Source organism: Mycobacterium sp. TH-M15, assembly GCF_057473705.1.
Map to the genome: position 1 here is coordinate 1 of NZ_JBYCLB010000572.1, position 3,879 is coordinate 3,879.

Annotated in this window: 3 protein-coding genes and 1 pseudogene; 2 read left to right on the forward strand and 2 right to left on the reverse strand. The window is 69.0% G+C overall.

From position 1 onward, the window contains the following. Positions 1-1,037 (reverse strand): annotated as a pseudogene (locus AC2VNT_RS14010) (transketolase family protein); the annotation flags it as partial. Between the two features lie 183 nt (positions 1,038-1,220). Between AC2VNT_RS14010 and AC2VNT_RS14015 the strand changes: the two are divergent. Next, entirely contained in the window at positions 1,221-2,147 is a 927-nt protein-coding gene (locus tag AC2VNT_RS14015) for a heme o synthase (RefSeq protein ID WP_486947437.1), read from the forward strand. Between the two features lie 144 nt (positions 2,148-2,291). On the opposite strand, the gene AC2VNT_RS14020 is transcribed toward AC2VNT_RS14015, so the two are convergent. After that, positions 2,292-2,783 carry an NUDIX hydrolase gene (locus tag AC2VNT_RS14020; RefSeq protein WP_486947438.1) on the reverse strand — a complete coding sequence of 164 codons (492 nt, stop codon included), beginning with the start codon at positions 2,781-2,783 and terminating at the stop codon, positions 2,292-2,294. Between the two features lie 137 nt (positions 2,784-2,920). Here AC2VNT_RS14020 and AC2VNT_RS14025 point away from each other — a divergent pair. Next, the coding region (locus AC2VNT_RS14025) for a PPE family protein (protein ID WP_486947439.1) at positions 2,921-3,879 on the forward strand (959 nt) is incomplete at its 3' end.

The following is a 3,879-nucleotide window of genomic DNA, read 5'->3' on the forward strand; positions in this document are numbered from 1 at the left end:
TTGCGCTCCGGGTCGCGCTTCGCCCACGCCTCGAACGCCCGCTGCCAGGCCTCGTGGGCCTCCTAGCCGCGGGCCACCAGAACGCGGGGGTGGGTGAGCACGTCGGCGGAGACGTCGAAGCTCTTGGCCGGGTCGAAGCCGAGCGCCGTCTTGGTGGCCGCCACCTCGTCGTCGCCGAGCGCCGACCCGTGGATTTTGCCGGTGTTCATCTTGTGCGGCGCCGGGTAGCCGATGATGGTCCGCATCGAGATGAACGACGGCCGGTCGGTGACCGCCTTGGCGGCGGCGATGGCCTCCTCGATCGCGGTCACGTTCTCGCCGCCCTCGATCTGCTGGACGTGCCAGCCGTAGGCGCGGTACCGGGCGGCGGTGTCCTCGCAGAGCGCGATGGCGGTGTCGTCCTCGATGGAGATCTTGTTGTGGTCGTAGAACACGATGAGGTTGCCCAACTGCTGCACGGCGGCCAGCGAGGACGCCTCGCTGGTCACCCCCTCTTCGATGTCGCCGTCCGAGGCGATCACGTAGATGTGGTGGTCGAACGGGCTGGCGCCCGGTGCGGCGTCCGGGTCGAACAGGCCGCGTTCGTAGCGGGCCGCCATCGCCATCCCGACCGACGATGCCAGACCCTGGCCGAGCGGGCCGGTGGTTATCTCGATCCCCTTCGTGTGCCGGTACTCCGGGTGGCCCGGAGTCTTCGACCCCCAGGTGCGTAGCGCCTCGAGGTCGGAGAGTTCCAGGCCGAACCCACCGAGGTAGAGCTGGATGTAGAGGGTCAGGCAGGAGTGACCGGGGGAGAGGACGAACCGGTCCCGGCCCAGCCATCCGGTGTCGGACGGGTCGTGCCGCATCACCCGCTGGAACAGCGTGTAGGCCAGCGGAGCCAGGCTCATCGCGGTGCCCGGGTGGCCGTTGCCGACTTTCTGGACCGCGTCGGCGGCCAGCACCCGCGCGGTGTCGACCGCCGTCGAGTCGACCTGGGTCCAGTCGTCGGGGTGGTTCGGTCGGGTGAGCGCTGAAATCTCTTCGAGTGTGGTCACTAACTCTAGTCCTCGCGTCGACAGGCCGGTTCGGTTCCACCCTAATGCCGACCCCAAGTTGTCGCAGGGCACGATTCCCGTGTCGCGCGCGTTCGGACCCTGCCGTTCTGCTTCGGCGGGGACGCGGTCTACCATCGTGCGTAGTAGACGTCTGCGCGCTGCTGCGACCCGAGGAGTTGCTGGTTGAGTATTCGCGAGCGCGCTGAACCGCGCGGGATACGCCGACGACGGTTGTCGGCGTACCTGGCGTTGACCAAACCCCGGGTCATCGAGCTGCTGCTGGTCACCACGATCCCGGCGATGCTGCTGGCCGACCGGGGGGCGGTGGACACCCGGCATCTGGTGCTGATCTTGAACACCTTGTTCGGTGGGCTGCTGGCGGCGGCGTCCGCGCACACGCTGAACTGCGTGGTCGACGCCGACATCGACAAGGTGATGAAGCGGACCGAGGCCCGGCCGTTGGCCCGCGACGTCGTCCCCCGGCGGCATGCGCTGATCTTCGGCCTGGTGCTCGGCGCGGCGTCGTTCTGCTGGCTGTGGTGGACCACCAACCTGCTCTCCGGGCTGCTGGCGATGGCCACCATCGCCTACTACGCGGTGGTCTACACCATGCTGCTCAAACGGCGTACCTCGCAGAACGTGGTGTGGGGCGGGGCGGCCGGCTGCATGCCGGTGTTGATCGGCTGGTCGGCGGCGACCGGGACCGTCTCCTGGCCGGCGCTGGTGATGTTCGCGATCATCTTCTTCTGGACCCCGCCGCACACCTGGGCGCTGGCGATGCGCTACAAGGACGACTACCGGGCGGCCGGTGTGCCGATGTTGCCGGTGGTGGCCAGCGAGCGCCTGGTCGCCGGCCGGATTCTGATCTACACCTGGCTGATGGTGGCCGCGACGCTGGCACTGGCCCCGGCTGCCGGGTGGCTGTACGCGGCGGTTTCCGTGCTGGCCGGTGCCTGGTTCCTGACCATGGCCCACCGGTTGTACGCCGCGGTGCGCCGCGGCGAGCCGGTCAAGCCGCTGCGGCTGTTCCTGCAGTCGAACAACTACCTGGCGGTGGTGTTCTGCGCGCTGGCGGTCGACTCGGCGCTGGGGCTGCCGACGCTGTTCTGATCAGGTCAGTCGGCCGCTACGGGCTGTCGCCTTCGGCTTCGAAGGTGTCCATGCAAGGCTGCAGCATCTGCTGGTCCTGCCCCGGGTGCTGGCTAGAGCCGACTCCTGGAAAGATAGCCGGGCACGTGCTCGCCACGCGCTACGTCAGCCGGTGCCGCCGGCCCACACGAAGCGGGTCTCCGGGCCGCTCTGTGTCGCCGCGACGATCCGGTCGCGCATCCGCGCTGGCAGCGCCGGCAACTCCGGCAGCGCGGCCAGCGGAAACCAACGGGCGTCGGTGCTCTCGTCGTCGGCGGGCCGGGGTTCGCCGGCCACCCAGCGCATCAGGAAGACGTGGTCGAGGTACTGGGCTCGATCGCCGTTGACGTGCACCACCGGCGGTGTGGTGTGCACCCATGCCAACCGCACCGGCGCGACGGTGACGGCCGTTTCTTCGGCGACCTCGCGGACGGCGGCGTCCGCGGGCTCCTCACCGGGGTCGACGATGCCGGTCACCGGTGTCCAGGCGCCGTTGTCGGTGCGCTCGACCAGCAAGACGTGCCGGTCGCGGATCACCACCGCGGTCACCCCGATCAGCCAGAGCGGGTCGTGCCCGATGTGGGTGCGCAGGTCGGTGACGAACCGGGGAATCGGCATGGCTCCGATCGTGCCAGCCGCGGGTGCCGGCGCACGTCCGCGCCGTTCGCTTGAGATACCTCGATGATCATGATAGTGATAATCATGTTCATTAGTTGTTGTGGGGTGTGACGCTGTCTTCCGTCGACCCGATCTGGATGGCTGCGCCGCCCGAAGTGCATTCCGCGCTGCTGAGCAGCGGACCCGGGCCCGGGGCTCTGCTCTCCGCGGCCGCAGCGTGGTCGTTGCTGAGCAGCGAGTACGCCGCGGCGGCCGACGAGCTGACCGCGCAGCTGGCATCGGTTCAGACCGGGGTGTGGCAGGGCCCGACGGCGGCGCAGTATCTGGCTGCGCACCTGCCGCACCTGGCCTGGCTGACCGGGGCCGGCGCCGACAGCGCCGCGGCGGCCGCCCAGCACGAGACCGCGGCGGCGGCTTACACCACCGCGCTGGCGGCGATGCCCACCCTGGCCGAACTGGCCGCCAACCACGCCGCCCACGCCGCCCTGGTGGCCACCAACTTCTTCGGGATCAACACCATCCCGATCGCACTCAACGAGGCCGACTACGTGCGGATGTGGGTGCAGGCTGCCACCACGATGGCCACCTATCAGGCGGTCTCCGATTCGACGGTGGCCGCGCTGCCGCGCACCGCCGCGGCGCCGCCGATCCTGAACGCCGATACCGCACCCGCCGCCGACGACGACAACCCGCTGGGCCTGCCACAGTGGCTGGTGGACGCCTTGGAGAAGCTGGGGATCGGAAACGGCCAACTCGCCCACGACCCGACCGTCTCCAACTGGCTGACCACCTTCGTCTCGGAGATCCTGAAGAACTTCGGGCTCCATTGGAACCCCGCCCAGGGCACCCTCAACGGCCACACCTACGACTTCTACACCAACGCGTTCGATCCGATGTGGTGGGTGGCCCGCGCACTCGAGCTTTTCGAGGATGGCCTGAATTTCGTCACGGACCTGATACACAATCCGCTGCAGGCCGTCCGGTGGCTGTTCAGCTGGGCGCTGTTCGACTTCCCCACGCATATCCTGCAGTTCTTCAACGCGTTCGGCCCGTCCACCGCGGCTGCGGTGGGGGCTGCATCCGCGGCCACCCCGCT